The organism is Dermatophilus sp. B7861-1, assembly GCF_058996045.1.
The window spans coordinates 839,281-865,990 of sequence record NZ_CM180082.1 but is presented as its reverse complement, the minus strand read 5'-3'; the positions used below and the strand labels follow the sequence as shown (position 1 = coordinate 865,990).

The 26,710-nt window shown below is 57.0% G+C and carries 28 protein-coding genes; 8 read left to right on the top strand and 20 right to left on the bottom strand.

Annotation, left to right across the window (positions count from 1 at the left end; genetic code table 11):
* Positions 1 to 10: 10 nt before the first annotated feature.
* Complete coding sequence (locus tag AC2T9U_RS03855; protein ID WP_493696667.1) at positions 11 to 577, bottom strand: hypothetical protein; 567 nt, start codon at positions 575 to 577, stop codon at positions 11 to 13.
* A 147-nt stretch (positions 578 to 724) separates the two neighbouring features.
* Between AC2T9U_RS03855 and AC2T9U_RS03850 the strand changes: the two genes are divergently transcribed.
* The gene (locus AC2T9U_RS03850) at positions 725 to 2,050 is read left to right on the top strand and encodes an FAD-dependent oxidoreductase (RefSeq protein WP_493696666.1); all 1,326 of its coding nucleotides are present in this window, start codon (positions 725 to 727) and stop codon (positions 2,048 to 2,050) included.
* An 83-nt stretch (positions 2,051 to 2,133) separates the two neighbouring features.
* Here the strand turns inward: AC2T9U_RS03850 and AC2T9U_RS03845 are convergent, their stop codons facing one another.
* A complete protein-coding gene (locus AC2T9U_RS03845; protein ID WP_493696665.1) occupies positions 2,134 to 2,862 on the bottom strand; it encodes a S1 family peptidase in 729 nt (242 codons plus the stop codon).
* Between the two features lie 864 nt (positions 2,863 to 3,726).
* Positions 3,727 to 4,812: a redox-regulated ATPase YchF gene (ychF, locus tag AC2T9U_RS03840; RefSeq protein WP_115032683.1), complete on the bottom strand. Its 1,086-nt coding sequence runs from the start codon at positions 4,810 to 4,812 to the stop codon at positions 3,727 to 3,729.
* Positions 4,813 to 4,919: 107 nt separating this feature from the next.
* On the opposite strand from ychF, the gene AC2T9U_RS03835 reads away from it, so the two are divergent.
* Together AC2T9U_RS03835 and AC2T9U_RS03830 are read left to right on the top strand one after the other, a co-directional pair.
* Positions 4,920 to 6,086: a DNA recombination protein RmuC gene (locus AC2T9U_RS03835; protein ID WP_115030863.1), complete on the top strand. Its 1,167-nt coding sequence runs from the start codon at positions 4,920 to 4,922 to the stop codon at positions 6,084 to 6,086.
* Between the two features lie 1,092 nt (positions 6,087 to 7,178).
* Positions 7,179 to 7,517, top strand: coding sequence for a GNAT family N-acetyltransferase (locus AC2T9U_RS03830; protein WP_493696664.1), 339 nt, complete (start codon positions 7,179 to 7,181; stop codon positions 7,515 to 7,517).
* 34 nt (positions 7,518 to 7,551) lie between these two features.
* On the opposite strand, the gene AC2T9U_RS03825 is transcribed toward AC2T9U_RS03830, so the two are convergent.
* Complete coding sequence (locus AC2T9U_RS03825; protein WP_051277158.1) at positions 7,552 to 8,604, bottom strand: 4-hydroxy-3-methylbut-2-enyl diphosphate reductase; 1,053 nt, start codon at positions 8,602 to 8,604, stop codon at positions 7,552 to 7,554.
* Positions 8,605 to 8,724: 120 nt separating this feature from the next.
* Here AC2T9U_RS03825 and xseA point away from each other — a divergent pair, with 120 nt between their 5' ends.
* Together xseA and AC2T9U_RS03815 are read left to right on the top strand one after the other, a co-directional pair.
* A complete protein-coding gene (gene xseA, locus AC2T9U_RS03820) occupies positions 8,725 to 10,032 on the top strand; it encodes an exodeoxyribonuclease VII large subunit (protein ID WP_493696663.1) in 1,308 nt (435 codons plus the stop codon).
* Between the two features lie 58 nt (positions 10,033 to 10,090).
* Complete coding sequence (locus AC2T9U_RS03815; RefSeq protein WP_493696662.1) at positions 10,091 to 10,357, top strand: exodeoxyribonuclease VII small subunit; 267 nt, start codon at positions 10,091 to 10,093, stop codon at positions 10,355 to 10,357.
* 35 nt (positions 10,358 to 10,392) lie between these two features.
* Here the strand turns inward: AC2T9U_RS03815 and AC2T9U_RS03810 are convergent, their stop codons facing one another.
* The 5 genes from AC2T9U_RS03810 to AC2T9U_RS03790 form a co-directional block, all read right to left on the bottom strand.
* Positions 10,393 to 10,998, bottom strand: a complete 606-nt coding sequence (locus tag AC2T9U_RS03810; protein ID WP_115030873.1) for a DUF4245 domain-containing protein — start codon at positions 10,996 to 10,998, stop codon at positions 10,393 to 10,395.
* Positions 10,999 to 11,065: 67 nt separating this feature from the next.
* A complete protein-coding gene (locus AC2T9U_RS03805) occupies positions 11,066 to 12,310 on the bottom strand; it encodes an ABC transporter ATP-binding protein (protein ID WP_493696661.1) in 1,245 nt (414 codons plus the stop codon).
* 33 nt (positions 12,311 to 12,343) lie between these two features.
* Complete coding sequence (locus AC2T9U_RS03800; protein ID WP_493696660.1) at positions 12,344 to 13,201, bottom strand: carbohydrate ABC transporter permease; 858 nt, start codon at positions 13,199 to 13,201, stop codon at positions 12,344 to 12,346.
* 2 nt (positions 13,202 to 13,203) lie between these two features.
* Positions 13,204 to 14,061, bottom strand: a complete 858-nt coding sequence (locus AC2T9U_RS03795) for a carbohydrate ABC transporter permease (RefSeq protein ID WP_493696921.1) — start codon at positions 14,059 to 14,061, stop codon at positions 13,204 to 13,206.
* 80 nt (positions 14,062 to 14,141) lie between these two features.
* Entirely contained in the window at positions 14,142 to 15,458 is a 1,317-nt protein-coding gene (locus tag AC2T9U_RS03790; protein ID WP_208303686.1) for an extracellular solute-binding protein, read from the bottom strand.
* Between the two features lie 241 nt (positions 15,459 to 15,699).
* Here AC2T9U_RS03790 and AC2T9U_RS03785 point away from each other — a divergent pair, with 241 nt between their 5' ends.
* Together AC2T9U_RS03785 and AC2T9U_RS03780 are read left to right on the top strand one after the other, a co-directional pair.
* Positions 15,700 to 16,416: a carbonic anhydrase gene (locus tag AC2T9U_RS03785; RefSeq protein ID WP_493696659.1), complete on the top strand. Its 717-nt coding sequence runs from the start codon at positions 15,700 to 15,702 to the stop codon at positions 16,414 to 16,416.
* Positions 16,417 to 16,551: 135 nt separating this feature from the next.
* Positions 16,552 to 17,196 (top strand): carbonic anhydrase, encoded by a 645-nt coding sequence (locus tag AC2T9U_RS03780; RefSeq protein WP_115032689.1) that lies wholly within the window; start codon positions 16,552 to 16,554, stop codon positions 17,194 to 17,196.
* Between the two features lie 60 nt (positions 17,197 to 17,256).
* Here AC2T9U_RS03780 and glmM read toward each other — a convergent pair whose 3' ends face one another.
* From glmM to rplM, 3 genes are all read right to left on the bottom strand, one after another.
* Positions 17,257 to 18,606, bottom strand: coding sequence for a phosphoglucosamine mutase (gene glmM, locus AC2T9U_RS03775; RefSeq protein WP_493696658.1), 1,350 nt, complete (start codon positions 18,604 to 18,606; stop codon positions 17,257 to 17,259).
* A gap of 238 nt (positions 18,607 to 18,844) precedes the next feature.
* A complete protein-coding gene (gene rpsI / locus AC2T9U_RS03770; protein ID WP_034400648.1) occupies positions 18,845 to 19,336 on the bottom strand; it encodes a 30S ribosomal protein S9 in 492 nt (163 codons plus the stop codon).
* A gap of 66 nt (positions 19,337 to 19,402) precedes the next feature.
* Positions 19,403 to 19,846 (bottom strand): 50S ribosomal protein L13, encoded by a 444-nt coding sequence (gene rplM / locus AC2T9U_RS03765; protein WP_028326520.1) that lies wholly within the window; start codon positions 19,844 to 19,846, stop codon positions 19,403 to 19,405.
* A 362-nt stretch (positions 19,847 to 20,208) separates the two neighbouring features.
* Between rplM and AC2T9U_RS03760 the strand changes: the two genes are divergently transcribed.
* The gene (locus tag AC2T9U_RS03760; protein ID WP_115030885.1) at positions 20,209 to 20,805 is read left to right on the top strand and encodes an ArsR/SmtB family transcription factor; all 597 of its coding nucleotides are present in this window, start codon (positions 20,209 to 20,211) and stop codon (positions 20,803 to 20,805) included.
* Positions 20,806 to 20,891: 86 nt separating this feature from the next.
* On the opposite strand, the gene truA is transcribed toward AC2T9U_RS03760, so the two are convergent.
* The 8 genes from truA to map form a co-directional block, all read right to left on the bottom strand.
* Positions 20,892 to 21,719 (bottom strand): tRNA pseudouridine(38-40) synthase TruA, encoded by an 828-nt coding sequence (gene truA / locus AC2T9U_RS03755; RefSeq protein ID WP_493696657.1) that lies wholly within the window; start codon positions 21,717 to 21,719, stop codon positions 20,892 to 20,894.
* A 93-nt stretch (positions 21,720 to 21,812) separates the two neighbouring features.
* Complete coding sequence (rplQ, locus tag AC2T9U_RS03750; RefSeq protein ID WP_115030889.1) at positions 21,813 to 22,289, bottom strand: 50S ribosomal protein L17; 477 nt, start codon at positions 22,287 to 22,289, stop codon at positions 21,813 to 21,815.
* Positions 22,290 to 22,338: 49 nt separating this feature from the next.
* Positions 22,339 to 23,349 (bottom strand): DNA-directed RNA polymerase subunit alpha, encoded by a 1,011-nt coding sequence (locus tag AC2T9U_RS03745; RefSeq protein WP_028326523.1) that lies wholly within the window; start codon positions 23,347 to 23,349, stop codon positions 22,339 to 22,341.
* A gap of 214 nt (positions 23,350 to 23,563) precedes the next feature.
* Positions 23,564 to 24,172, bottom strand: a complete 609-nt coding sequence (rpsD, locus tag AC2T9U_RS03740; protein WP_028326524.1) for a 30S ribosomal protein S4 — start codon at positions 24,170 to 24,172, stop codon at positions 23,564 to 23,566.
* 45 nt (positions 24,173 to 24,217) lie between these two features.
* Positions 24,218 to 24,625 (bottom strand): 30S ribosomal protein S11, encoded by a 408-nt coding sequence (gene rpsK, locus AC2T9U_RS03735; protein ID WP_028326525.1) that lies wholly within the window; start codon positions 24,623 to 24,625, stop codon positions 24,218 to 24,220.
* A gap of 67 nt (positions 24,626 to 24,692) precedes the next feature.
* Positions 24,693 to 25,070 carry a 30S ribosomal protein S13 gene (gene rpsM / locus AC2T9U_RS03730; RefSeq protein WP_028326526.1) on the bottom strand — a complete coding sequence of 126 codons (378 nt, stop codon included), beginning with the start codon at positions 25,068 to 25,070 and terminating at the stop codon, positions 24,693 to 24,695.
* A 308-nt stretch (positions 25,071 to 25,378) separates the two neighbouring features.
* Positions 25,379 to 25,600, bottom strand: coding sequence for a translation initiation factor IF-1 (gene infA / locus AC2T9U_RS03725; protein WP_028326527.1), 222 nt, complete (start codon positions 25,598 to 25,600; stop codon positions 25,379 to 25,381).
* 256 nt (positions 25,601 to 25,856) lie between these two features.
* The gene (gene map, locus AC2T9U_RS03720) at positions 25,857 to 26,702 is read right to left on the bottom strand and encodes a type I methionyl aminopeptidase (protein ID WP_493696656.1); all 846 of its coding nucleotides are present in this window, start codon (positions 26,700 to 26,702) and stop codon (positions 25,857 to 25,859) included.
* Positions 26,703 to 26,710: the final 8 nt, after the last annotated feature.

Genomic DNA, 26,710 nt, shown 5'->3' with positions numbered 1-26,710 from the left:
GGTCGGATGGTTAGTTTCCGTGGATGATGGCGGTGACGTGTCCATCGAGGCCGATGAAGATACGCCAGCCGGGGTATTCCTTGCCGGTTGAGCGGGATTTTTCGGCTTCGGCGGCAGTGATGAGGCCGGCACGGATGGCTTCATTCCAGGCGTCTGTGTCTTTGTGTCCGTTTGTGGAGGCAACACGAGGCCATACGTAGTCGTTGCCGTCGCGGGTGGGGGTGGTCATGGTGAAGGCGCGGGCCAGGGCTTTGTAGCGTCCGTCACGGATGGGGGTGGTCCAGAAGGGTGCGGGTTTGTTTAGGGAGAAGGTTAGGCGGGTGTGGTCTTTGATGGTGCGGGTGATGAGGCTTTTGGTGTCGCAGTTAACGAGGTCGGTGAGCATGGCCCGGGCTGTGTTGAGGGATTCGGCGTCGATGTCTGGGCGGGTTTGAACTCTGCCGGGGGCGTTGGCGGCCGAGCATCGGGTGGTTGTGGTTTCGGGGGTGGGGGGCGGGGTTGCGGCGGCTGCGCCGTGGAGGGCTGACATGGTGATGACGGCTGCTGCCGTTATTGCTGCGATCCCGCGGACGATCATGTCGTGTTCCTTGTGTCTGGAAACCCTCTCGGTCCAGCGGTTCGCGGGACCGTGCCTGGAGGTTTAAGTCTACGGTGGCTAGAGGTGCCGCATTACTGAGAGTGAGACGTCGGTTATTGGGTCTGCGGCTGAAAAGGAGCAAGTGTGATGTCGAGTCGGTGCGTTGTTGTTGGTGGTGGGCCGGTGGGTCTTGCTACGGCGTTGTTGTTGGCTCAGGCCGGGCATGCGGTGACGGTGTATGAGGGTGAGGAGGAGTTTCCGCTTTCGGATGCTAATAGCTATCCGATTGGGGTGAATCCGCGAGGTCAGGAAACATTGCGGCGGATTTCTCCGGCACTTTTGGAGCGGGTGCAGCGGGGTAGCAAGGTTGTTGCAGGGTGGCATGTGTTTGCGGGGCGCCGTCAGGTGGCGCAGTTGCGTAGTGGCCGGGTTCTGTCTACGACCAGAGCGTTTGTGAATCGGGTTTTGTTGGAGCAGGCACGTGCGTGTGCGGGGATTGAGGTGGTGACGGGGCATCGTTTGGTTGGGGTTGATGTTGTGTCGAGAAGGTTGAGTTTTTCGACGATTTCTGGGGTGGTGGAGGTGGATGCTGCGCAGGCGAGGGTGTTTGCTGCTGATGGTGTTCGTTCGGTGGCGCGGGAGGCATTGAGTGAACAGGTTGAGGGGTTTTCGCCTCGGGTTGAGCCGTGGGGTGTTCGGTTTCGGGTGTTGTTTTCGCAGGTGGGGGCGCAGGCTGCGGGGGTGGACCCGTCGTTTCATTACGTGTTTGGCGCTAAGGGGGTGTATGCGGCTGCGTTGTCGACGGGTGTGTGGTGTGTGTCTTTGACGTGCGTGGAGGGCAGTCCGGATGAGGGGTTGCTTATGGCTGAGGAGGCGAGTGCAGAGAATGTGGCGGCGTTGCGGAGGTTTGTGGCTGAGCATGCTCCGCAGGTTGCTCCGTTGCTGGTAGAGCAGGATTACGTGGATTTCTTTTCGCGGCGTTCGTTTTCGGGCGCGGTGGTGAGGTGTTCTCGGGTGCACGAGGGCGAGTGGCTGGTGTTGTTGGGTGATGCTGCCCATGGGGTGATTCCTCCGACGGGTGAGGGGATCAACGCTGGTTTGGAGGATGCATTGAAGGTGACGGAGGTGTTGGGGCGCGGCTCAGTGGAAGCATTTGCGCAGTACAACGCGGCTCGGGTGCCGGATTTGGAGGCGTTAGGGGTGTATGCGTCGGTGTTGGCGGAGAATGTGCGTTCGTCGGATCCGGTGGCTCGGGTCAGTGGTGTGGTGATGCGGGTGTTGGGTCAGGTGCAGAGTGTGTGTGGTTTTCGCGGTAGTCAGGTGGAGCAGCGTTTGTTTGGTCCGGGTGCTGGCGTGGCTCCGTATCGTGAAGTGATTGGGCCGTGGATTGCGCATCGGGAGAGGTACTACCCGCGGGTTTATCGGCTGGTGGAGTGGCTGCATCGGGTGTTGCGGCGCGAAGCGCGGGGGTAGGGGTTTGGTGAGCAGTTTTGCGTGGAGGTGTCCCCCATGCTTACGTGAGCATGGGGGACACCTTTGTTGTGTGATTTTCTCGGTTAGATGCCGGACTTTTCTTTAATCCAGGAGCGGTAGGCGGAAACGTTCACTACATCCATGTCTTCGATGCCTTCACGAAGCGGTCCTGTGGATAGGACACCGGCGACGACACCATCAATTTTTACTGGGCCGCCAGAGTCGCCAGCGCCAGCAACTCCGGTTCCTTTAACGAAGTTGATGACTTTTCCGTCTTCGGTGACGGATTCGCTTCGTACTTTGATTTTGGCGGAGTAGAGACCGTCAGATGGTGTTTCTTTAACGATGTCGCGGACACCTAATCCGAGGAGTGTCGCTTCCTGTCCTTTTTTAACTTTCAGGTTTTCAGCGAGTTTTTCGTAGGAGTTAATTTTTATTGGCGAGGCAAGGTGGATCAGAGCGATGTCGGCATCTTTGTGTTGAAAGATTTTTTCTGCCTTGATTGCTGGTCCGGGGTTTGCCCTGGTGTTGGTGTGATAGGTGTGGATACCATCGAGGCTTTTTGCTTCACTGACGCAGTGTTTAGCAGTGAGGACCCAGCGGTCACCAATGAGGCTACCTGTGCATCCCCAGTCTCCACCTTTTTTGAGGTAGATGTTCAACAGGACTGTTGAGTCAGATTTTGCTTTTTCTCCCCCGATGATCGCGTGCGCGGCGCTGGGGTTCGCGAGGGGCGCAAGGAGGGTTGCGCCGAGAATCAGGGCTGCTGCTGCAGAGATTTTTTTACGAGAAGCACGCATTTTCTTCTTCATCACCTTTTTGTTGCATCGTAGATTGAGGCGCGCGAAATCAACGTCGTTTTCTGCGCACTTTGGATGCTTTTCAAAAATCACCAGCGTCCCTCTGGATTTTCGAAAAGCAGGGTTTCAGTGAAACTCGAGGTGCGGGTTGAATTAGATGCTCCCCCCATCACCCGCAGCTCGGTTAGGTTCACCTTAGGTAGAAGATTCTCTGGTAGCAATCCTGCGGACATAAATGTGACAAGCGCCACATAAATGTGGCGCTTGTCTTAATGATTGATTGGTGCAATAAATTTTTGTGTGAATAGTTTTCTTTGACTCATCTCACTCCCGCAGAAAAGGAGTTCCCCTGATCAGTCAAAGAACTTTCATCACGAGATGGGGCGTACGCATTGGAAAAATGTTTACTGTCCTTAGAGCACGCCCACATCTGGGTTGAGCCCCCTGTGTAAGCAGTGTCCAGCCCGACTTAGCTGGACATAAAGATTCTGCCACGAGGAATAACTACCTGTGGTACTTATGTCCGCGACTGGCGAACGAAAGTTTCCCTTTCGTTATCTACCCTCACGCATAGTCACAAAATACGTATTAGCCGGAACTTCACCACAATCCAACACGTATTAACTTCTTTGCTAGCAGCTAGCCAAGCACCCCAGAGCCACTCCATAGATTGCACATTCGCACCTACGGGCACATTGCACTGCTTCACCAGATCACCGCCGCTCCCCCACCCGCTGGCATACGCAGCTTCACGCCCTGCATGCCGTCTCAATCCAAAAGCTCGGCGCGCACAGCCATAAAAGCTATGCGCGCCGAGCACTAAAGATTTTGGTCACCAACCCACACACGCCAAAGAAGAGGGCATGTGTGAATACCTCACACGTTGAACCTGAACTCGACGACGTCGCCATCATTCATGATGTAGTCCTTGCCTTCCATACGAACTTTCCCTGCCGCTTTCGCCTCGTTCATGGAACCGGCAACGTCCAGGTCGTCAAAGGAAACAATTTCGGCTTTGATAAAGCCTTTTTGGAAATCTGTGTGAATCACGCCAGCTGCTTGCGGGGCAGTCCATCCTTGACGGATAGTCCAGGCGCGGGATTCTTTGGGGCCGGCGGTGAGGTACGTCTGCAACCCCAGCGTGCGGAACCCTTTGGTAGCGAGCTGGTCCAGGCCCCGTTCAGATACCCCTACTTCAGCGAGAAGCTCAGCGGCTTCCTCATCGTCAAGCTCAGCCATGTCCATTTCGAGCTGTGCGTTGAGGAAGATCGCTTCGGCTGGTGCCACCAATTGCGATAGGCGCTCTTGCAGTTCCGTATCGGTTAGCTGCGTCTCGTCCATGTTGAACACATAGAGGAACGGCTTGGTCGTCATGAGACCAAGTTCTTTCAGGATCGCTACGTCTACCCCTTGGGCTTCAGCCTTAGCGAAGAGCGTGTCACCGGCCTCGAGGATTTTCTGGGCACCTAGTGCTGCATCAAGAACAGCCTTGTCGGTTTTCTTGCCCTTGACCTCTTTATCGAGGCGGGGAAGGACTTTCTCCAAGGTTTGTAGGTCCGCGAGGATCAGCTCGGTGTTGATCGTCTCCATGTCAGAAGCGGGATCAACTTTGCCATCGACGTGAGTGACGTCGTCATCAACGAATACCCGAACAACTTGGCAAATCGCGTCGGCTTCACGAATGTTTGCGAGGAACTTGTTTCCTAGCCCTTCACCTTCGCTGGCGCCGCGCACAATCCCGGCGATATCAACGAACGACACCGTCGCTGGCAAAATTTTTTCGCTGCCGAAAATTTCCGCCAACCGGCTAAGGCGAGGATCGGGCAGCGGAACAACACCCACGTTGGGCTCGATCGTAGCGAACGGGTAGTTCGCCGCGAGGACGTTGTTCTTGGTCAGAGCGTTGAACATAGTGCTCTTACCGACGTTAGGGAGACCGACGATTCCAATGGTGAGTGCCACGAGGGAAAACTCTACCTGGCACGCCGCACGTGCAGCGACGAAGCTGCACGGCACACGCTTCAGCCACCCATCCCAACAATGACGGTGCTAAGTGAAAGAGTTGGCTCATGAGCCAGGTGACGTTCTTTTTCGTGCTCGTTTTGCTTCTTGCTGTCGCAGCGGTCGTGGCTGCTTTCCGCCTTGGTCGCACTCAAGGTCGAATGGAAACGGGATCAGAGCTCGCTGCGGCACGCGCTCACATCGAAGGCTTGCGTGAGCAAATCACTGACATGCGTGCCGTCACCGACGCAGACAGCTCTACTCGGGCCGCGTTAGCTCCCCTGGAAAACACCATCGCCCGTGTGGCTGAACAAGTCACCACCTTAGAGCGTGACCGTCAGCAACAGTTTGGCCGTTTGGGGGCTCAGCTCATCGAGGTTTCTCGCGCCACTAGCGGGCTGCAGTCCGAGACTGCCACGCTGGCCGGGGCGTTGAAATCCTCCAATATCCGCGGCGTATGGGGCGAAACGCAGCTACGCCGTGTACTTGAGCTCTCGGGGCTGGAGCGGTGGTGCGATTTCACCGACCAGGTCTCCTCCACTAATTCCACCGGTAAAACCGTGCGCCCTGATGTTGTTGTCACATTGCCGGGTGGAAAGTCCCTCGTCATCGACTCCAAGGCCCCTCTTGATGCTTTTCTTCAAGCCCAAGGGGCTCATCTTGATGACGATGAGCGTGCTGCCTATCTCGCCCAGCACGCGACTCACCTGCGTTCACACGTGCGCGCTTTGGCCAGTAAGGAGTATTGGACTGCTTTCGCATCCACTCCGGAGATGGTGGTGTGTTTTGTGCCGGGTGATGCGATTCTTTCTGCGGCTCTTGACGCTAATCCCGCCTTGTATGAAGAGGCTCTCACCGCCAAGGTGGTACTTGTCTCCCCCGCTTCTCTTTTTGCTTTGGCGCGTACTGTCGCCTATGTGTGGAAGCAGGACTCTCTGGCTGAGAATGCTAAAGAGCTCCTCGATTTGGGCACTCATTTGCATTCACGTCTGCGAACTCTTGGGACCCACCTCACGGCCGTGGGGTCTTCGCTGTCTAACTCGGTGGCCAACTACAACAAGCTTGTTGGCACTTTGGAGACACGGGTTTTTGTGACTGCGCGTAAATTTTCTGATCTAGGGATCACTAGCGATGAAATTGCTACTGTTAAACCGCTGGATGCTACCCCGCGACCGTTGACTGCCCCTGAACTTCTCGAAAGTATTGACGATTCAGAAAAACGCAACGCAGGTTAACCACCTTTGCCACTTATCTGACAGTTCCGGATTTTCAAGTCCTACCGTTAAATTTCCATTTTGACCTTCTGGAAATCGAGAAAATTGAAGGCTCATTTATTTCATAATACGCCTGGATCAGGTGATCACCCCGACGCACCGAAATAATCTACTGACCTGACTGAACCAACGAACGACAGGCGCCACGACTCAAGAAACTCAGTTCTTATCAAACCGCCAAATTTGTTCGCAGCACTTTCTATTGCATTCGACTGCTCACAGTCGCCGGGCTGCTTACACCTCCGAAGTTCTCCTCCTTCCCCAAGAGGCCAACCGAAGCTTTATTCCACTGAGGATTCTTTACATCCGTATGGATCTAGCAGCGAAAACAAATACCACAAAAGCCACTAACTGAATAACTTCACCTGCCCCCAAAGAGACACCTTCCATTCCCGTCATTGCTCCAGTAACTACAACAGAAGTCAGAAAAGCTGTCCTTGCGGACATTCTGGCGATCTTCTGCGACTGTGCCATTCTTGAATTCAGCTCATGAAATTTACGTATCTAAAAGTTTCAAGGAGGCCACCTGCAATAAAAAGTTACACCCATAAACATTTACAGTTTCGGCTTTGAATGGCATCCAGGAAAGTATTTGAATCCACTAGATTACGCGGAAATCTTACTTCACTTGCTAGACGCACGGGGGTTTTCTACGATGCCTTCTCAGGCATGGTGTCGAATTGTTCTGAGCTGCTAGACATGTGGATCTGCCCACAAGCGTGACGGCCTCCGAGTTCTTTTACTGAGTCTTCGCAGGTCCCTACCCGATCTGTGAGGACGTTGGGTGAATCGCTACCCAAGTCGCGAGAGGAAAATTTAATGATTCACGAAAATGTGTGGCTCGTGGGGCCCGATGCCTCGCGATTCGAAGCATGGCGTGACTGTTTGCTCGATTTCGGTGGAGGGGCTCTCGATGGGTCGGGCTACCAGCGGGGCGAGGTTCCCGAGTCAACCCGAGCTGGTTTTGAAGAATATCTGGGTAACCGACGCCGCTATGAAGACCTTGACGTGGCACTTCCTCCAGGGCATGTGCATTGCACCTACCGGTAGATCGTGGATAACACGTGGCAAAACGGTGGGCCTCTCCTGGGGTTTCTGGCGTGCCGGCATGCCCTGACACAGCTTCTTCTAGATCAGTCCGGACACATCGGGTACAGCGTCCGTCCCTCGGCGCGGCGCCGCGGGATAGCCACCGCAGCCCTTGGGCAGGGGCTTTTGATCGCCGCGGAGGTGGGCGCGGCACCGACCCTTGTGTGTTGCCGGGAAGAGAACAACGCGTCTAAAAGAACGATCGAGAGGGTCGGTGGCCGCTACGACGGTTCCCGCAATGGGTTCCGCCGCTACTGGTTTGGTGCGCCGCCGTGGCCAGTCCAGCCCACCGCGGGCAGCTGACTACGTTTCGGCACTGACTAAAGCCATGTTTCGCTCAACGTAGATGTTGGCCTCCGTCACCACGAACCTTCGCGTCGAATTGGATGCCGCGCGCCTTCAAGTCACGGCGTAGTTCTGGTGGCAGCGCAAAAAGGAGGCTTTCTTCGGCGGAAACCACCGGAGTCACTTCTGCGAAGCCGCGCTCGGCAAGGTGTTCCAGCAGGTCGCGCACTAGTACTTCCGGTACTGAAGCGCCACTGCTGACACCGACTGTGGTGGCGCCTTCAAGCCAGGCGTCGTCAACTTCGGCGGCGTAATCAACCAGGTGTCCCGACCGAGCGCCGTGCTCCACGGCTACCTCTACGAGGCGACGGGAATTCGAGGAGTTACGCGAGCCCACCACGATGAACACGTCGCAGTCGGCTGCCATCTGTTTCACGGCGCCTTGGCGGTTTTGTGTGGCATAGCAGATGTCATCGCTGGGCGGGTCAATAAGGTGCGGGAAGCGTTCTTTCAACGCTGCCACGGTCGCCATGGTCTCGTCCACGGACAGGGTGGTTTGGGAGAGCCACACCACCTTTTCTGGGTCGCGTACCTGCACGTTCGCTACATCTGCGGGGCCGTCCACCAGTGTGATGTGTTCGGGGGCTTCCCCGGAAGTGCCAATAACTTCTTCGTGGCCTTCGTGACCGATGAGAAGAATGTCGTAATCAGCGTTGGCGAAACGCACGGCTTCGCGGTGCACTTTGGTCACCAGTGGGCAGGTGGCGTCAATGGTGCGCAGGCTGCGCGCGGCAGCCTCGTCATGAACGCTTGGTGCTACACCGTGAGCGGAGAACACCACCGTGGCGCCTTGGGGTACCTCGTCAGTCTCGTCGACGAAGATCGCGCCGCGACGTTCCAACACAGAAACAACATGCTTGTTGTGCACGATTTCTTTACGCACGTAAACCGGTGCGCCGTAGGCCTCTAGCGCTTTTTCCACGGTTTCGACGGCCCGGTCCACACCGGCGCAGTAGCCGCGCGGAGCGGCCAGCAATACACGTTTACCGCCAGCAGGGGTGGTGTCTGTGCCGTGCTGGGCGTAGGTCTGGGTGGTTTCACTCACCCGACCATCGTAGTGAGGACGGATTGGGCGTGGACACATGCGCTTGGGGTTGGCGAGCCAGCAGCGGTGATTACGGCAGTGTGCGCAACTTTGTCGGTCCTGGGCGTGATACTTGCATTCGTGAGCAATTCGGATCCGTCCAGCCCCACCGTCGCCAGACCTGACTCCGACGGCGCACCGCGAGAGCTACCTGCAAAGGCAGCAGAAACCACAGCCGAGAATCCTTGGCCCCTGAGGTTGCTCACTGAAAACATCACCGCCTATATCAACCGCATGTCTGCGCTGTGGATTGAGGCGCAGGTAATCGAGCTCAAACGACGCCCGGGGGCCTGGTCAGCATTTTTGACTTTGCGTGATGTCGACGTCGACATGTCGCTGAATGTTTCGATTCCCACGCGCACGCTTGATGCGTTGCCGGATGAGATCGGCAATGGTCAACGCGTGGTGGTGCACTGCAAACCGACGTTCTGGGCCAAGCGTGGTTCGTTTCAGATGGAAGCCCGTGATATCCGCCCGGTAGGGCAAGGTGAACTTCTGGCACAAATCGAAAGGTTGAAAAAACTTCTCGAGTCTGAGGGGTTGTTTGACCTTTCCCGGAAAAAGTCGCTGCCTTTTTTGCCCCGCTGCATTGGTCTTATCTGTGGCCGGGAAAGCGCTGCCGAACGTGACGTGGTGGAGAACGCTCGTCGCCGTTGGCCGGGAGTTGATTTCGAGATCCGTGAGGTGGCGGTTCAGGGACGGGATGCTGTCCCGCAGGTGAGTCGTGCTCTTTGTGAGCTTGATGACCTGGCGCATGTAGATGTCATCGTGATTGCTCGTGGTGGTGGTTCGTTTGAGGATTTGCTTGCTTTTTCTAATGAGACGCTGCTGCGTGCTGTAGCGGCTGCCCGTACGCCTGTGGTTTCTGCCATCGGGCACGAGGTGGATGTTCCTCTGCTTGATTTCGTTGCTGATGTGCGGGCTTCTACTCCCACTGATTCGGCTAAGCATCTTGTGCCGGATCATGCTGAGGAATCTGAAGCGCTCGGGAATGCTCGGGTGCGTATGCAGCAGGCTGTGCGGCGCCGGCTTGATGATGAGCGGCGTGGATTGGCGACTATGCGGACTCGTCCTGTTCTTGCCACGCCGAAGGCCATGCTTCGCCCGTACCGTGAGCAGAGGGATGCGTTGCATGAACGGGTTACTCGCGCCACGGGTATCGCGTTGGCAGCTGCTCGGGCAGATTTGCGTGGTCACGTTTCGCATCTAGGAGCACTTTCTCCGCAGAGCACGTTGGAGCGTGGCTATGCGGTGGTACAGCAGCATGATGGCAGCGTGATTCGTGATCCTGATCAGGTGCGGGCTGATGAGGTTTTGCGTGTGCGTGTTGCGGGAGGTGATTTCACGGTGATGTCACGGTCTCAGCAGGATTGTGATTCCGCTTCGTGAAAGTCCCCCTCTTCTAGGGGCATCTGCCCTTTGTATGTTCGATGTTTAGGAGATTTGCATGGCGTCCTCGAAAGACCAGAACTGTGCAGAGCGTTCGATTGCTTCGGAAAATGGCACGCAGTTCGGTGATGTAGCGGAGCTGACTTATGAGCAGGCCCGGGATCAGTTGATTGGTGTTGTGCAGCGTCTGGAGAGCGGCCAAGCGCCTTTGGAAGAGACGATGGCGTTGTGGGAGCGTGGCGAGGCGTTGGCTGAGCACTGTTCCAGCTGGTTGGACAAGGCTGAGAAGCGCATCGAAGATCGGCTGGGATCAACAGTGAGGTAATCCCAGCCCGAGGTGTGCAGGTAGCGCAGCTGGTTTTACTGAGCGGGTTGGGCGTCTTGCCACGCTTTAGCAATGTGGAGAAGGTTTTTCTTATCACCTAACCCGGTCACTGATACGGCTACTGGTCCTTGGGTTGCGGGTAGTAGTGCTGTGCGTGGGTTTTTTTCTGGTGCGATGAATGTGTGCCAGGTGGTGCCATCAATCGTGATGTCGCCGTTGCTGCCGCCATTCTTGGTGACTTCGCGTTCCCAGTCGTCTGAGACTTTTTCTTTGCCGAAGGCACCGGTTTGAGCGAGTGAAACGAATACGGAGTCATCGTCAGTGCGCACGTATCCGACTTCCCACGTTTTCACTCCCCCACGTTTGTCGAATCGTGCTGTGGTGGCGCGCCATTCTGGGCCCAGATTGGGTACACGAATGGGCCAAGAAGTCGCGTTTATTACTCCGCGCGCCGAGGCTTTTACGTCGACGGCGGGTTGTTCGACTTTGCTGGCTTGGGGGGTAAGGGCTTGCCAGAGCAGGATGATGCCGAGCAGCACGATCATGGAAATGAACATGCTGCGCATGCCTCCGGCGCCGTGTTTTGGTGGTTTTTCTGTGCCGGTGGCGAGGGGTCGGAAGGGGGCTCGGCGAGCGCTCATCGTGGGTTTTTCCTCCCGGAGGGTGTTTTCTCGTCGCGGACGTGCCGGTGACGTGTGCGTGATGAATCTACGCGATTGTTTGGCGCTCCTGTTTTTGGGCGCGGACCAGTGCGCGTTGGCGGTCGATTTCGCTTTGTTCGGCGATCTGTTGTGCTCGCTTGTGGTCTCGGGTGAGGTTTTCGCGGGTGTGGGGATTGAACAGGTGCATGTCGCTTGGTTTGAAGGACAGTTGCGCTGGTTCGCCTTCGCGGATGTGGGTGCGTGCGTTGAGGCTGACGGTGACTTGTGTTCGGAGTTGTTCGCCGTCGAGTTCGTGGTTGAGTTCTTCGAGGGTCTGTAGTGCTGTGCCTTCGGCGTGGAAGGGGATGTATCCGTACTGTTCGTTGCCGAGCCATTCGGTTTGGTCGATGACTGCTTCGAATGTGATTGCGTCTTCGGTGGGGTGGGGGGTGTTGGCGAATGCTTCGGGTCGTAGTCCGATGATGACGGTGTCGAGGTCTGTGATTTTTTCTGCCATGACAGGGGTGATGGGGATGTCGGTCAGTGGTGTGTGCAGAACGGCGCCTTCGATGTGGGCGGGGATGAAGTTCATGGGTGGTGATCCGATAAATCCGGCAACGAAGAGGTTGACGGGTTGTTCGTAGAGTTCTCGGGGGCTGGCGACTTGTTGGAGTGTTCCGTGTTTGAGGACTGCGACTCGGTCGCCCAGGGTCATGGCTTCTGTTTGGTCGTGGGTGACGTAGATAGTGGTGATGCCCATGCGGCGTTGCATGCGGGCGATTTCGGTGCGCATTTGGCCGCGGAGTTTGGCGTCGAGGTTGGAGAGGGGTTCGTCGAAGAGGAAGGCGTCGGCGTCGCGGACGATGGCTCGGCCCATGGCTACGCGTTGGCGTTGCCCGCCGGATAGGTTGCTTGGTTTGCGGTTGAGGTGTTCGTTCAGGTCGAGCATGTCGGCAGCTTGGCGGACAGCGGCGTCGATTTCTTTTTGGGTTTTTTGTTTGTCGAGTCGTAGGGGGAATGCGATGTTTTCGTAGACAGATAGGTGTGGGTAGAGGGCGTAGTTCTGGAAGACCATGGCGAGGTTGCGGTCGCGGGGTGCTAAGTCGTTGACGATGTTGTCGCCGATGCGTAGTTCGCCGGAGGTGATGTCTTCTAGGCCCACGATCATGCGTAGGAGGGTGGATTTACCTGATCCGGATGGGCCGACGAGGATGATGAATTCTCCGTCGGCGATGTCGAGGTTGACGTTGTTGACGGCGGGGAATCCGTCGCCGTATCGCTTGACGATGTTGGTCAGACAGATGCGTGTCATGTCGTGTGTTCTTTCTGCGGGGTGCGGTGGCTGTCAGCCTTTGACAGCACCCGAGGTGAGTCCGGAGACGATCCGGCGTTGGAAGATGAGTACGAGTAGTACGACGGGGATGGTGACGACGACTGCTGCGGCAGCGATCGCTCCGGTTGGTTGTTCGAATTGGGATGCGCCGGTGAAGAAGGCGAGTGCTGCTGGGACGGTGCGGGCGTGGTTTGCGGTGAGAGTGGAGGCGAATACGAAGTCGTTCCAGGCGGTGAAGAAGGTGATGATCGTGGTGGTGAATACGCCGGGGGCGGCGAGGGGGACGATGACTTTTCGGAATGCTTGCCAGCTTGTGGCTCCGTCTATTTGGGCTGCTTGTTCCATTTCCCAGGGGATTTGGCGGAAGAACGCCGTCATAGTCCAGATGGCTAAGGGGAGGGTGAGGGCGAGGTAGGGAAAGATCAGGCCGGGGATGGTGTCGAAGAGGCCGATGTGTCGCCAGAGGTTGTATAGCGGTGTTGCTAGTGAGATCACGGGGAAGAAGGAGACGGCTAGTGCAGTGCCGAGGATGATCCCTTTTCCGGGGAATTCAAGTCGCGCGATTGCGTAGGCGCAGGTGGTGGCGAGGGTGACTGCGATGAGGGTGGAGATGAGGCAGATGATGATTGAGTTCCATAGTGCGGGGACAAACAGGTCGTGGGCGCCTCCAAAAAAGATGAGTCGATAGTTTTCGAGGGTGGGCTTGCGGGGAAAGAAGTTTCCGAGGGTGTTGAGCCGTGGGTTTGAGAGCGCTGCGGTTGATTTGAGGGATAGGGAAATAATCCAGGCCAGGGGGATGATTGTCCACAGGATGATGGGGGCGGCTAGCCACGTGTAAGCCCATGTTTTTTTGTCTGCTGTGGTTTTCATGGTCACCTTCTTCCCTCGGTGAGGTTGACTTTGAAGCCTTTGATGAATCCGGTGGCGATCATGATGACGAATATGAATAGCAGCGTGGAGATTGCTGATCCGAGGCCGATTTCTACACGGTTAATTGTTTGGTTGTAGGCAAGTAGTGACAGGACGGTGGTGTCGTGTGATCCGCCGGTCATGATGAATACGTTGTCGAAGATGCGGAATGCGTCGAGGGTGCGGAAAAGAACAGCGACCATGATTGCTGGTTTCATGTTGGGCAGGGTCACTTTGAAAAGTGTTTGGGTGAAGGTGGCTCCGTCAACGCGTGCTGCTTCTTCTAGTGCTTCATCTACTTGGGCAAGCCCGGATAGAAGTAGGAGTGACATGAAGGGTGTTGTTTTCCAGATTTCGGAAAAGCAGATGATGGCGGTTGCGGTTTCCCAGGTGCTGAACCAGTTGTAGTCATTGGGGAAAGTTCCAGCGGTGAGGGTGTGGAGCCACCAGTTCACGAATCCTGTGGTGACGTTGAATCCGAAGAACCATGCGAATGCGGATACGACGGTGATGATCGAGTAGGGGATCAGAACGATTGTTCGGAGTGTTTTTCGGGGAATGACGATGCGGTGCATGACGAGCGCGATGATCATTCCCAGGACGAGCTCTATGGCAACTGTGATGGCGGTGATGAGGAGTGTCTGTCCGGTTGCGCGCCAGAACAGTGCATCGCTGAGGGCTACGAGGTAGTTGTGTAGGCCTACGAATGTGCGTGCGTGTGGGTCGGTGAGTCGGTAGCTGAAGAGGGAGTAGTAGAGCGCCTGGATGATGGGGTAGGCGGTGACCAGGAGCATGATGGCCAAGGCTGGGCCTGCCAGCATCCATCCGAGGTTGTGTTCTGCTCGGGCACGTGTGGATATGTGTGGTGTGCTCGGGGTGTTTTTAGTGTTGTTGGGAGAGTTCACAGGAGTGCCTCTCCGTGGAGAACATCGTGAATGAGTTGTTCTGATTGGGCTGGGGTTGTTGCGGGGTCAACGGATTCGGGTGGGCTCCAGGTGCGTTGCAGGGCTGTTGAGATGTCGCCGTAGTACTGGGTGACTGGGCGAGGTGCTCCGCTGTCGAGCGAGTCACGGATCAGGTCTGCCATGGGAAATTTTTTGCGGATGGTGGGGTTGTCGTAGACCTTTTTGCGTGCTGCGGGGTTACCGGTGCCGAGCATGTACATCGTTTGATGTTCGACGTTGGTAATGCATTGGATTGCTTCCCAAGCTGCGGGTTTGTTGGTGCTTGCAGCGTTGACGCCTAGTTCGATGCCTCCTAGTGGAGGGCGGGATTTTTGACCTGCGACTGATTGGGGGTAGCGGGCCCAGGCGACGTCGTCGATGAAGTCAGCTTTGCGTTCGGCCAGTGCCGCCCATACGTAGGGCCAGTTGAGGAGGAATCCGGAGCTAGCGTTTGCGATGAATAGGTCTAAAGCGGCAGTTTCATCGCTGGAGCTGAGGGCTGGCCCGCCGACTCCGGCTGTGGTGAGGGAGTGGATGATTTCGGCGGCGCGTTTTCCTGCTGGGCTGTTGATGCCGAGGTCGACTTTTTTGCCGGTGGCGCCTGAGTTTTTAACTATTTTTCCGTTGGCGCTTTCGATGAGGGCGTTGATCCATACGGAGTATCCCTCGTATCGGGAGGCTTGGACGCCAAGAGTCTTTTTTTGTGATGCGGCGGCGTGAATGATTTGGTCCCAGGTGACGGGGTTGGTCATATCGAGTCCGGCAGCTTTGGCGACGGATTTGCGGTACCAGAGGATTTGGGTGTTTGCCCACATCGGTGCCGCGAATAGGGTGTTTTTCCATTGTGCTGCCGTGACGATGGGGGCTACGGCGTCGTCGGTGAGGGTGTGGCGTTTGTCGGTAGGGGCTGGGTCGAGGAATCCAGCTTCAGCGAATTCCGCGACGAAGACGGGGTCCAGGCTCATCAGATCTATGCCTGGATCGCTGGCAGCGAGGCGTCGCAGGAGTTGTTGTCGTTGGTCGCTGGCGCTATTGGGCAGCACTTGAGTGGTGATTGTGTATGCGCCTTTGGCTGCTTTGGTGCATTCGGCGGCGAGTCTGGCTTGGCCGTGCTTGGTGGGGTCGTTTCCGCCTGAGTCGGGGTTGATATACCAGGTGATCTGTTGGGGATTGGTGGCGGAGGTGTTTCCGCCACAGCTGGTTAGTGCTGCGGCGCTTGTGGCTGTAATGGCCAGGGCAACTGTGAATGCGGTAATTGAGCGTGGTGAGGGCATGAATACTCCTTTGGATTCTGTGCCCTTCTCGTAAGGGGTGAGGGTGACACGTCGCGGGCTGCGTCATTGCTGCTCGTGACTGTTGGTGTTATTCCCCCGGATCCGTTGAGAAGACACCCCGTCTCGGGTTCCTGCATCTTAGGCACGCTTGCGGTTTTTTCAGTTGAACTACGCGTTTCTGGTGCCGATGGGGTTGTGAAAGGCCTGCTGCTTCGGTTGGCTCGTGTTCGGAAGGAATCCGATGGCTGTCTCTTCGCCCTCCCAGTCTGCTGAGTTTGTTTCTGGTTCCGCTCTGGAAGGTGCCACTCATAGGTCGAAACTGACTATTCGGTCGGTGCCGGTGGCGGCTTCTCCGGTGGCCTCGTTTGCGGAGCTGATGTCGGGAAATATTCGGTATGTCTCTGATCATGCGGATAGTCCCAGGCGAGGCCAGCAGCGCCGGTCGGCAACGGTTTCTAGCCAGAATCCTTTCGCGGTTGTTTTTGGGTGCGCGGATTCACGTGTTCCTGCTGAGATTTTGTTTGATCAGGGTTTGGGTGACTTGTTTGTTATCCGTACGGCAGGTCACGTGGTGGGGCCTTCGGAGTTGGGGTCGTTGGAGTATGCGGTGGGGCATTTGAATACTCCGTTGATTGCGGTGTTGGCGCATGATTCGTGCGGGGCGGTACAGGCGGCCATTGACTGCGCCTCGAGTGGGCACATGCCTGACGATCATGTGCGTGATGTTTTGGAGCGGATCGTCCCGAATGTCAACGCGGCTAGGAGCCGTGGGGAGACTGCTACGGCCGATATTGAGCGCTCGCATGCGCGGGCGGTGATGTCGTTAATTCCGGAGCGTTCTCCGTTGATTGCTGATCGGATTGCGCAGGGGCGGTTGGCGATTGTCGCGCTGAAGTATCAGTTGAGTGATGGGACTGCCCGGGTGTTGGACAGTATTGGTCCTCTTGGTGCACGTTGATATGTGTTGATTCGCCTTTGCCGCCTGGTGGGTGGGCGTGGCGGATAGGTGCCTTGTTTGCTGAGGGTATCCGCGTAGTGTGATCGCCGATGTTGTGTTGCGTTGAGGAGCTGCGCTGTGCCCGAGATTAATCCCATGACGGGTTCGACGCGTCCGCATACTCCGACTGCTGCGTGGCGTGCGATTTCTGCTGGAAATGAGCGGTTTGTGCAAGGGAAGCCTCTTCACCCTAATCAGGGGGCAGAGAGGCGTTTTGAGTTAACTGGTGGTCAGCAGCCGTTTGCGGCGATTTTTGGTTGCTCTGATTCTCGCGTGGCTGCCGAAGTGATTTTTGATCGTGGGTTGGGTGATCTTTTCGTTATTCGCACAGCGGGGCATGTGGCTGGCCCCACCGAGATCGGCTCTTTGGAGTACGGGTCAGAGATTTTGGGGATCCCATTAATCATTGTGCTTGGGCATGATTCGTGTGGGGCAGTGTCGTCGGCGATCACGGCTTTTGAGACTGGAGAAATGCCTCATGGGTTTGTGCGGGATTTGGTAGAGCGGGTGACTCCAAGCGTGAATGCGGCATATCGCAAGGGCGCAACGAGTGCTGATGAGATTGAGGCTGAGCATGTTCGTGCCACGGTGCATTTGTTGAGGCAGCGTTCTCGCCCGATTGCGGAGCGAATCGAGAATGGCTCTTTGGCGATCGTGGGATTGGTGTACAAGCTTTCTGATGGCGCAGCGCAGGTGTTGGAGGTTGCTGGCCGTATCGACGGTTTGGAGTCGTCGGGGTGAGAGAAATGGCCGGGCTGTTGTCCGTGGTGGAGCGATGCCCGGCCATTTCTCGTGTGGTGTTTATAGGGCGAGTTCGCGTCGGACCACTTCGGCTAGCGATGCGGCTACCGATGCAGCTTCTTCGCTGGTTGCGGCTTCTACCATGACGCGGACAACTGGTTCGGTGCCTGATTTGCGTAGCAGTACGCGCCCTGAGTCGCCGAGGTCGGCTTCGGCCTGGCGAATAGCCTCGGCGACTGCTTCGTTGGTTTCGACGGCGTTTTTGTCGACGTCTTTAACGTTGATGAGTGATTGCGGTAGGCGCTGCACTACAGCTGCGAGGTCTCGCAAGGTGCGGCCAGTCTGGGCGACTCGTGCGGCCAAAGTGAGGCCTGTGAGGGTACCGTCGCCGGTGCTAGCGTGGTCGAGGAGGATGACGTGGCCGGACTGCTCACCGCCGAGGGTATGGCCGTTGGCGAGCATGTCTTCGAGAACGTAACGGTCACCTACTGCTGTTTTGCGAACTGTGATGCCGTTGGCTTCCATTGCTTTGAACAAGCCCAGGTTGCTCATGACTGTTGCGACGAGGGTGTCGTTGGCAAGTGAGCCGAATTCTTTGGCTCCGATGGCAAGGATTGCCATGATCTGGTCACCGTCGACGGGTGCACCAGTGTGGTCTACGGCAAGGCAGCGGTCAGCGTCGCCGTCGTGAGCAATGCCGAGGTCTGCTTTGTGTTCCACGACCGCGGTTTGCAGCATTTCTAGGTGCGTGGATCCGTAGCCGTCGTTGATGTTGAGGCCGTCGGGTTCTCCACCGATAACTTTGACTTTGGCTCCGGCCGCGCGGAACGCCTGTGGTGAGACGACGCTGGCGGCGCCGTGGGCAGCGTCGACGACGATTTTGAGGCCATCGAGGCGGTGCGGCAGGGCAGTTAGCAGGTGAGCAACGTATCGCGAGTTTGCGTCTGTGAGGGGGCGTACGCGACCGACTCGGAATCCGGTGGGGCGTTCCCATTCTTGGCCCAGTCTGGCTTCGATGGCGTCTTCGATGGCGTCGTCGAGCTTGAAGCCTTGGGATGTGAAGAATTTGATGCCATTGTCTGGCATCGCGTTGTGGCTCGCGGACAACATGACGCCGAGATCAGCATTCATGTCTTTAGTGAGGAATGCCGTAGCAGGTGTGGGAACCACGCCTGCGTCATAGACATCTACTCCTGCAGAGGCAAGCCCGGCGATTACTGCTGCGGAGAGGAATTCACCAGATGCGCGTGGGTCACGGCCGACCACAGCTGTCATCCGGCCAGTGTTGTTGCTGCAGCGGTGCTCGAATAGCTCGTGCGCAGCAGCTGTAGCTAGCGATAACGCAAGTTCAGCGGTGATGTCGCGGTTTGCGAGTCCTCGGACTCCGTCAGTTCCAAACAGTCTCGCCATGAGAGTTCCGCATCTCCTTCGTCTGAGTGCTGCGCATGAAGCGTGGTGGGGGGCGGTGAAGTGAGTCGCAGTTGTGTGAATGCTTGCGGTCAACCAGGTCGAGATAGATACCCGGCGAACCAGCCTAACCCTGTTATTCGGGCTGGTAGGGATTCCCACATAGGTAGACGGCAGATGGCCGCCACCTCGTGCTGAGGATGACGGCCATCTGGCGCATGTATCGGCTGAGCCGACCGGATCAGCGCTTGCTGTACTGAGGCGCCTTGCGGGCCTTCTTGAGACCAGCCTTCTTGCGCTCGGGAACACGAGCGTCGCGGCTGAGCAGTCCGGCTTTCTTGAGGCCAGGACGGTTCAGGTCAACGTCAATGCCGTTGAGGCTGCGGGCGATGCCCAGACGGATCGCACCGGCCTGACCGGAGGGGCCACCACCAGCAACGCGCACGAGAACGTCGTATGCGCCCTCGAGCTCGAGCACCTTGAAGGGCTCGTTGACGATCTGCTGGTGAACCTTGTTCGGGAAGTAGTCGTCAAGGCCACGGCCGTTGATCTTCCACTGGCCAGAGCCGGGGACGATGCGCACGCGAGCGATGGCCTGCTTGCGGCGGCCGGTGGCAGCACCAGGGGCCGAAGCCGAGGGGCGCTCGCCCGTAGCGGCCTGTGCCGGGGCTTCACTGGATTCGGTGGTGTAGCTGGAAAGAGCCGGCTCGTTCTCGTCGAGCTGGGCGTCCATGTCAATATCGGTCACGGTTCTCCTCGTTTTTTCTGCGCTTAGGTCACGTACGTCGAAGACGCGTGATTACTGCGCGACCTGCGAGATCTCGTAGGGCACCGGACGCTGGGCCTGGTGGGGGTGCTCAGAGCCTGCGTACACCTTGAGCTTGCTCATCTGCTGACGTGCGAGCGAGTTCTTGGGAAGCATGCCACGGATGGCTTTCTCCACTGCACGCTCGGGGTTCTTGGCGAGCAGCTCGGTGTAGCTGGTAGCGCGCAGACCACCGGGGAACCCGGAGTGGCTGTAAGCCTTCTTCTGCTCAGCCTTGTTGCCCGTAAGAGCAACCTTGTCAGCGTTGATGATGATGACGAAGTCACCGGTGTCAATGTGCGGCGCGAACGTTGGCTTGTGCTTGCCGCGCAGGAGCTGTGCCGCCTGCGAGGCGAGACGACCGAGCACAACATCGGTAGCGTCGATGATGTGCCAGGAGCGCTCAATGTCGCCCGGCTTCGGGGTGTAAGTACGCACGAGTGCCTTGCTTTCTGTTGCGGACTGCGAATCGCGTGCCACCGGCCGGAGCGGCGAAAGCCACAGGAGCGACCTAGCCGAAGTGCCGATGGCTCACCCGTCCGAAATCGAAGATCACGGGGTAGACACGACATGCTGCGACAGCTCTTGCAGAGCGTTCACATTTTCGCATCCAGCGAGCACTGACCGGCGGAGGGCAGCAACACGTAACAGTCATCTACTCTACCGTTCGATCACGCGCCTCCAGAAATCCACTCAAAACATGCTTTGAAGTGCAAATTCACCTCCTCTATTGCCTCCTAATCCTATTCATGCACATGTTTTATGCATAAATTTTCTGCAAAAAGGAGCAGTATGTGCCTATGACTACCCCTACCGACCCCACCGACAACGACCACCCTCTCCCCCACCCGGCAGAACTTGACCAAATATCACTACGCACTCTTGCCCACCCCATGCGATCTCGCATCCTCGCCGAACTACGCAGCATTGGCCGAGCCACCTCCGCAGACCTCGCCAAAGCCCTAGATACAAGCACCGGCGTGACCAGCTACCACCTACGCGCCCTAGCTAACGCAGGACTCATCACTACCAGCGAACTCAGCGGCCGCCGCCGATACTGGAGCCTGACTACAGAAAATCGCATCATCGACACTTCCGAAGAAGATCCCGCTGATGAAGCCTCCGCCGAATGGCTCGCCCGTGACTACGCCGCCTACTTCGGCACCAAAGTCCAAAACTGGATTAGCCACACCTCACAGTGGCCCCCTACCTGGCAAGAACTATGTGGACTCGAAGACCGACTTGTCCTTGTCACCGATACTCAACTTGCCGCACTCCAAGAAGAAATCGCTGCCATCCTTGAGCGATACCGCCGTGTCGGAGCAGGAAACCCCACTGCTAAACGCGTCACTTTCTACACCTGCGCACTGCCTGTTGACGCTCCCCCACGACTCTAAGAAGCACACCACGTACCTCACACTGCGACGTCTAACTCCTGGCAGTACTCAGGCAGCCAATCAAGGATCTGCGCCCCACGAAAAAGTCACTCAGGCAGCTCTCGAACACATCGAGCAGCTGCAGCCCGAGCCGAAAGCTGATGATCAGCCGGATAACGAACTTCTTCTAAGCACAGGCCGTGCGGCGGCATCACCGTCACCGATGGGTTCCTCCGACGTTCTCCCAGTACGAGTGCTGGCCAACCTGTCGTTTGCTTCCCCTCCCCCACAGGTACGACTCCCCCAACCAAGGCACGCACCATTGAGTGGCAAAACGCATCGGCAATGATTGTGCCTATTACTAGCGGGCCACGGCGCTCCCACTCATACGCCAACAGATTGCGTATCGTGGTAGCCCCTTCTCGCGGCTTGCAGTACGCAGCAAAGTCATGCAAACCCAGCATCTGCTGGGCCGCCAAATGCATGGCAGAAACATCCAATTGCCGCTTGTGCACGACAATTCCGCTCCGCTGCAACGGATCTAATTCTGATGGCTCATCAGTAAGGGTGTAGGAATACCTTCTCGACAACGCCGAAAAACGAGCATCAAACCCTACCGGCGCCTGCTGGACCTTGCGAACGACGATATCGGCTGGCAATACGCCAGCTAAGCGAGTAACAGCAGCAGCTTCCGGTGTGCGTTGCGACCGTCCTGGCAACCGGTGGAAAGCTGACTCTTCAACGTCTACGTGTAGTACCGATCCACGAGCATGAACTCCTGCGTCTGTGCGTCCAGCTACGACCAGACGTACATCGTGACGCAGTATTTTTTCGAGAGCTGTAGTCAGTTCTCCTTCGACAGTGCGTAGTCCTGGCTGCTTAGCCCACCCCGAGAAAGCAGTACCGTCATAGGCGAAGTCGATTCGCAACCTCATTGCCATCTCCTTAGTTGAATACCCACATATATGAAGTGGCTGTGACCATCCAAGATGGTCACAGCCACTTCATATATGTGTCACATGCGCGGATCAGGCCTCGCTAGACTCCGCGGCTTCGGGAGCGGAGGTCTCTTCGGCAGCAGCCTGCTCTTTGACAGAGCGCTTGGTTGCAGCCTCAGCCTCAGCGACCGTGGCTTGCTTAGCGGACATCGGCTCGCGAACCAACTCGATAACCACCATAGGAGCGTTGTCTCCCTTACGGTTACCGATCTTGGTCGTGCGGGTGTACCCACCCTCGCGGTTTGCCATGTCAGGAGCGATCTCCGTGAAGAGGCGGTGCACAGCGCCCTTGTCACGGACAACAGTCATGACCTGACGGCGAGCGTGCAGGTCACCACGCTTGGCGAATGTAACCATGCGCTCGGCCAAGGGGCGCAGGCGCTTGGCCTTGGCGGCGGTGGTGGTAATGCGGTCGTGCTGGAACAAGGCGGTGGCCAAGTTCGAGAGGATGAGGCGCTCGTGGGCGGGGCTACCGCCAACGCGACGGCCTTTAGTAGGCGTAGGCATTACGTGTTCTCCCTAGAGTTGTTCAGGCCGCTCCGCGGAAGCGGATCGGTCAGTACTGCTCGCCGTCGCTGAATGCGGCATCTTCATCGAAACGGTCACCCAAGGCGGCTGGGTCGAATCCAGGCGGGCTGTCTTTGAGAGCCAGTCCCATGCCTGTCAGCTTCTGGGTGACCTCGTCAATGGACTTGGCACCGAAGTTACGGATGTCAAGGAGATCTGCTTCGCTGCGCCCAACCAACTCACCCACGGTGTGGATGCCCTCACGCTTGAGGCAGTTGTAGGAGCGGACAGTCAGGTCGAGTTCCTCGATGGGAAGGGCGAGATCAGCTGCCAAGGCGGCGTCGGTCGGCGATGGCCCCATGTCGATACCTTCGGCCTCGACGTTAAGCTCCCGAGCAAGCCCGAAGAGCTCGACAAGCGTCATGCCTGCAGAAGCAAGTGCATCGCGAGGCGCCATGCTGCGCTTCGTTTCGACATCAACGATCAATTTGTCGAAGTCGGTACGCTGCTCCACACGCGTGGCCTCAACCTTGTAGGTCACGGCCAGTACTGGGGAGTAGATCGAGTCAACCGGGATACGGCCAATCTCGGTCTCGACTGCCTTGTTTTGGTGGGCGGACACATATCCACGGCCGCGTTCGACTGTCAGCTCCATCTCGAGCTTGCCATCCTCGTTGAGGGTAGCGATCTCGAGTTCGGGGTTGTGCACCTCGACTCCTGCTGGCGGAGCAATGTCCGCTGCAGTCACTACACCGGGGCCCTGCTTGCGCAGGTACATCACGACAGGCTCGTCGTGATCGCTGCTGACAATGATCCCCTTGATGTTGAGGATCAGTTCCGTGACGTCCTCTTTAACCCCTGGGATCGTAGAGAACTCATGGAGAACACCGTCGATACGGATGCTGGTAACAGATGCTCCAGGGATGCTCGACAAAAGCGTCCGGCGAAGCGAGTTACCGAGTGTGTACCCAAAGCCCGGCTCAAGCGGTTCAATGACGAACCGGGAACGCGTGGGCGAAACCACGTCCTCAGTGAGGACAGGGCGCTGTGCGATCAGCACGATTTCTTTCCTTCCCACGATCTACCGCTATATGAAGATCGTGAATGCGGCTATAGCCGTGACACCCGTCGTCTCTGTCTACGGCGAGTGGCCCCACTCCCCCGTGTGGCACGAGGTCATCACGTAGGTCGCAGGGATGGAGCGACTGTGTATTAACAAGTGAATACACAGTCGCTCCGCGCACATCTCGTCGAGGTGTGCGCGGATCTACGTGTTAGTTCTTCGAGTAGAGCTCAACGATCAGCTGCTCGGTGAGGACCGTGTCGATCTGCTCACGAACTGGCAGCTGGTGGATAAGCACCTGCAAGGAACCTGGAACGACCTTCATCCACGCAGGAACCACGCGCTCGCCGTACAGGTCTTCGGCGACCTCGAACGGGAACTTGCTGCGGCTCTGCTCACGCCATTCGATGATGTCGTACTGGCTCACGCGGTAGCTCGGCACGTCTACGCGCTGACCGTTAACCAGGAAGTGGCCGTGGGTGACGAGCTGACGTGCAGCGCGACGTGTACGTGCCAAACCGGCACGGTAAACGACGTTGTCTAGACGAGATTCAAGGATCTGAAGCAGGTTTGCACCGGTTTTTCCGGGGCGACGTGCCGCTTCCTCGTAGTAGTTACGGAACTGACGTTCCATAACTCCGTAGGTAAAGCGTGCTTTCTGCTTTTCCTGCAACTGCGAGAGGTATTCCTTCTCCTGGATACGGCCACGGCCGTGCTGTCCTGGAGGGAATGGGCGGTTCTCGAAGTTCTTATCGCCACCGACGAGGTCGGTCTTCAGGCGACGGGACTTTTTCGTAATCGGACCGGTGTAACGGGCCATGGTGTCTCTTCTCCTACCTTTTCAGTGCCTGCTGCGCGCGGTCGATCAGACGCGGCGGCGCTTGGGCGGACGGACACCGTTGTGCGGCGTGGGGGTGACGTCACTGATGGCGCCAACCTCCAAGCCGGTTGCAGTCAGCGAGCGAATAGCTGTCTCGCGACCGGAGCCAGGACCTTTGACGAAAACGTCAACCTTGCGCATGCCGTGGTCCATCGCGCGGCGGGCAGCAGCCTCGGCAGCCATCTGCGCGGCGAAGGGGGTGGACTTGCGGGAGCCCTTGAATCCAACTTGGCCAGCAGATGCCCAGGAGACAACCGCGCCTGTTGGGTCGGTGATCGAAACGATCGTGTTGTTGAATGTGCTCTTGATGTGAGCTTGCCCGTGGGCAACATTCTTCTTCTCTTTGCGGCGCACCTTTTTGGCGCCACCAGCCTGACGGCTCTTGGGAGGCATATGTTCTCTTTCCTACGAGTCTTCGGGAGTAGCCGACTAGTAAGTCAGCGACGAGGCAAAGCCTCGATCAGCGGCCGGCCTTCTTCTTGCCAGCAACGGTGCGCTTGGGGCCCTTACGGGTACGCGCGTTGGTCTTGGTGCGCTGGCCGTGCACGGGCAGGCCACGGCGGTGGCGCAAACCCTGGTAGCTGCCAATTTCAACCTTGCGACGAATGTCGGCGGCCACCTCACGGCGAAGGTCACCTTCGAGCTTGTAGTTGCCCTCGAGGAAGTCACGCAGAGCAACAAGCTGCTGCTCGTCTAGGTCCTTGACGCGCGTGGACGGGTCAATCTCCGTCGCTGCGATAGCTTCCTTCGCGCGGGTACGTCCCACACCGAAGATGTAGGTAAGAGCGATCTCAACGCGCTTTTCGCGCGGGAGGTCAACTCCAACAAGACGTGCCATTTGTGTTTCTCCTGAGTAGTTTCGAAGGTTTGGCACAGCATCGGTCCGTGCGCACGCTCTCATGGCGAAGAGCGCCGCTTCCGGTCCTCGGCCTTCGAACCGAGGGTGACATCTGAGGAACCTCAGGGCCGGATGCTGTGTACTGCTCATATCGTCGCGTAACGAAAGACAACTACAAAAACTTGTAGCTCTTTCGCTGCTCGACTGTTTCTTCTGCCTGCCGATTTAAGTGATCTTCAAGTAAAGACTGAGACTACGGACAGCCCTTCAAGAAAAATCTCTTCGAGACAGTCTTTGAAGAGTATGTATCAGCGGTAGCGGAAAACGATACGGCCGCGGGATAGGTCATAGGGGCTGAGCTCCACGACCACGCGGTCCTCAGGGAGGATCCTGATGTAGTGCTGGCGCATTTTCCCTGAAATATGAGCGAGAACTTTATGTCCGTTGGTGAGCTCCACACGGAAGTTCGCGTTAGGGAGCGCCTCCACCACGGTGCCCTCGATCTCGATGACTCCGTCCTTTTTAGCCATGTCCTCCACGATCCTGGTCATGTCATGCATTGCACGACGATTGGCCACGCCGATCCCTCGGCGCGCTGCAGCTTCAGATACTTTCGCTTACACCCAAGCCAGACCCAGTGTCTATATCTAAGTAGAGACAGACGCTTTACGGCTGCTTTGATCACTTAAGCAAGCGAGAGTATGAGCCAACAAGCAACCTTAATCCACTACCCCTAGTCATGGGAAATTCGACAGCCTCTCCCACCAGACAAGTAATTCTGAATATTTATGCCAGCGGGCCAAATTGGGCACCTGTAGCTGCACAGATCTCCAGTCCCCCATCGAGCGCAGTAAGTACCCAGATGCCTTCAGAAGTGATAGCCACCGTGTGCTCAACATGGGCTGCAACGGAGCCGTCGATGGTGACTACTGTCCAGTCGTCGTCAAGAACCTTGTTATCAGGAGTGCCTAGCGTAACCATCGGCTCAATAGCCAGCGTAGTGCCAACGGTCATTTTGGGCCCTAGCTTGGCTGGCCGAAAATTAGGGACCCCTGGCGACATATGCATTTCACGCCCGATCCCATGACCCTCATAGTCTTCGACGATTCCATACTCGCCAATCTTTCGTTGAAGAGCACTTTTTTCCAGAGACTCTTCAATCGCTCCCCCTATATCTCCGACTCGGTTCCCCGGTACCATCGCTGCGATACCAGACCACAAGGATTTAAAAGTATCATCAAGCAAATTTTTTACTTCAGCTTCGGCAGCATCATCCCCGCCAACGATAATCGATATCGCCGAGTCGCCATGCCACCCATCCACTGCCGCTCCGCAGTCAATTGATACAAGTTCCCCTTCCTGGAGAACACGATCACCAGGTATTCCATGAACTATTTCACACCCCACACTCACACAAAGAGTGTGTCGATACCCAGGAACAAGCGGAAAAGAAGGAACAGCACCCTGCGAGAGGATATACTCTCTAGCAATATCATCGAGTTCTCTAGTGGTAACTCCAGGCTTAACTGCCTCAGCTAGCTTTTCCAGAGTTCGACCAACAACTAATCCAGCTTTCCGCATAGCAATAATCTGCTGAGGATTCTTTTTCTCAATTCGCTCACGACCAAACATTTTTCTCC